At 35.9% G+C, this 3,025-nt stretch carries 2 protein-coding genes; both read right to left on the reverse strand.

The window, feature by feature from the left end:
• Positions 1–84 precede the first annotated feature (84 nt).
• A complete protein-coding gene (locus tag Q4534_RS23960; RefSeq protein ID WP_303615692.1) occupies positions 85–2,805 on the reverse strand; it encodes a DEAD/DEAH box helicase family protein in 2,721 nt (906 codons plus the stop codon).
• Between the two features lie 16 nt (positions 2,806–2,821).
• Positions 2,822–3,025: hypothetical protein (locus Q4534_RS23965; protein ID WP_303615693.1), on the reverse strand; the 204-nt coding region annotated here is incomplete at its 5' end.

Here is a 3,025-nt window from a genome sequence, read left to right on the forward strand (position 1 = left end):
ATCCTAATTCCCAACATCACTTCGTTCAACACTGCATTCAGACTAGGCTGTTCCAGCCATCAGAATGCTTAGTTATTAGGTTTTTTATTTCCATTTGTTTATGTGTTCTACTTTCTCATCAAATTGTGCGGCTAGTGATTTAACTCTTGACCTTAAAAGCAATTTTCTTCCATCAAGTGTCCTTGTAAAAATCAAGTCGCAAGAACCAACAAGTCGTTCCCATTGTTCTTTAAAATATTCCGCTAAATTCTTATTTTTCCCAAGTACTTCAGGAACTGAATGATAGTCCTTTTGCTTAACAAAAAGCATAAACATGTTCTTTCTGATAATTACATATCTCGGATTGTCAATTGGTGCAATTACTTCTTGGAGCGCATTTATAAAAGTTGATTTATCGAATGTTGTCCCACCTTCTAAATGACAAAAAATTGCGCCCCAATTGTCAACTGAAGTATCAACCTTCAATTTTGAGTAGGCTGTATTTATCACACCCGCTTTAATTAAAGAGTTTAGGAGTGCGTCTCCAATTTGTTGGATGTCCTTTGATATGTCTCTGTATTTTAGAAATAGTCTTAAAGTTTTAAATGTCAGTCTACCGAAAATTAGCATTCCTATTACTCCAAAAATCCCTAGGAAAAAATACAAGTCTTGGGAAGTTCTAATATTTCTGGCCGCTCTGCCAAGTCCTTGCAATCCTTCTAAACCAAAACCAACTAAACCCGAGCCTAAAGTTGCCAATAGATTACCAATTGTTTTATTTAAATACATTGACTTAACGGCATTGTATTCCTTTTCTTCGGGGAATGGAATTTTGATTTCTTCAACAAGGTTGACACCTGATTCAAGTGCCGTTTTCCATCTTTGTTTTAGATTTTCTCTGTCGCCTGCATAGGAAAACATTTCAATATTCTTTTTCTCAGCTTCTTCCTTTAAATAAATGTTTTCGGATAAATTCAAACGTCCAATTCCGTTCTCAATTCCTGCCTCTTCTTTAAATGAAACACCTACAAAACTTCTAAATCGCCTTTTAAGTATATCAAAATCGTCTCCGCCTGTTTGTGAGGTTGGGTCGATACAGGCTAAATGCCATATGTTTCCTGTTTTATCGCCATTTCCATTTTGGGTTCTAATGGCTCTACCGCGCATTTGATTTGAAAGCACAAACGAACCAACAAAACTTGCTAATACCAATGAATTGATGGCAGGAGCGTCCCATCCTTCACCGAGCAAAGACTTCGTACCTATTAACACTTCAATTTCTCCACTTTGAAAAATTTGAGTTACAAGGTGAACAATGTCGTGTTTGAGTTGCTCGGTTTGGTTTATTAAGACATAGTCAGAGTCATAAGAAACTGGGCTTGAATTCACTTGAGTTATTCCAATTTTCGCTGCTTTTGCTTCAAATGCTGAATAGGCACTTTCAGGGATTATTATTAATGACCCTGTTAAAACTGCAATTCTTTTGTTGTCCTTGTTTTCTCGCCTTAATTTTTCAAAAATCGGTATGATTCCAATTTTGTTCAGTTCGAGATTGTTTTCAGACTCTTTGATGAAAAATTCTTTTTGGATAAAGTCTGAAAGAATAACCATTCGTAAATCTTTACCTAGTTGCTGATATTCAAAATCAACAATCTTCTTTATGCCGCTAAGTTTGCTAATGCTTGAAGTTAAAAAACCCGTCACACGTTTGTTGTGCGAAAAGTTAATTTGTCTTCTTTCAATCGCTCCGTATCGTCTCAGTTTGTTTTCAAGGGATTTTTGATGTTCTTCAAAATCTTTGAAATGCTCCTTTTCTTTGTAGAGATAGAAATCTAGAAGAGTCTCAATCCATTCGTAATCAAGATTTGGGATTTTAAATTTCCTGTCACCAATGACTTCAAGATGTGTTTCAGGAATTTCCTTTTCATTCGATTTTAAGAATATTAAACAAGCCGAGTAATAGGAAAGATTATTGTAAATCCAATCTAATTGCTCTGTTGGCTTTTTCCAAATGGGATGTTGTTCAATCGCCTTAATGATGGTTTCATCATTTTTTATTTTCTGAAACAGGTTTTCAATATTCTGTCTGAATTCAACAATACTTTGGTTTTCCTTTTCGGTTGGCAATGTGAAATGAACGTAGTCTTGATGTGGGCATAAATCCCCTTCAATAACTAATTCTGGAACTGAAATTTCAGTATCAACAGGTCCGTTTAGTTCTATGTATCGTTGCCATTCTGAAGCTGAAACGTCATATGGCGGAGTCGCTGTCAAACCAACAATAATCGGCTGTAATTTTTCTTTGACTTTTGTCAGCGTTTGCCACCATTCGTTTTTTAAATGGTGAGCTTCGTCCACAACAATAGTTTTTATGTTTTGTGATTTTAGTCCGCTTACAATGTTGTCAAGTTCAGCGTTGGTTGAAGTACTATTTCCATTTTCTTCGGTTTCTTCTTCGTCATCAAATTCTTCTTCATTTCTCCAATTATTACAAGCTGCGTGAAGTCCCTGATACGTTACAACTGTCATAAATTTAGGCTTGCGAATATCTCTTGAAATCCAATCAGGTGTCAAAGTGGTTTGAAGAAAAAGTTCACAAAATCTTTGTATCCATTGGTTGCGAATTGCGATTGTCGGTGCGAGTATTAAAGTTGGTTTGTTAAGTCGAATAGCAACTTCAAGACCTAATACAGTTTTACCCGAACCTGGAGGCGCTATTACGTGAAGATGTTCGTCAGACAAGTGGTCTTGTAACTCATCAAGTACCCGTTGCTGGTATTTTCTCCAACTGTATTTAAACTTTATGTCTTTAGGATACTCTGTCAATCTGTAGTTTTTTTACTTACGCCCAACGGGCAGTATATACTTTTGTGGCGATTTTCGAAGACGAATCTATCTGTTTACAATAATCGTTATTTGTATCTATAAACGTGAATGTCAGACCAAAATTAGCCATAAAGTATATACAATGTTGAACGAATCCTGCTAAGGCAGGAAGCCGGCAGTTTTTGCCGTTTCTTCCTACATTAGACTTATCATTAATATT

Source organism: Cyclobacterium sp. 1_MG-2023, assembly GCF_030546805.1.
Classification (GTDB): domain Bacteria; phylum Bacteroidota; class Bacteroidia; order Cytophagales; family Cyclobacteriaceae; genus Cyclobacterium.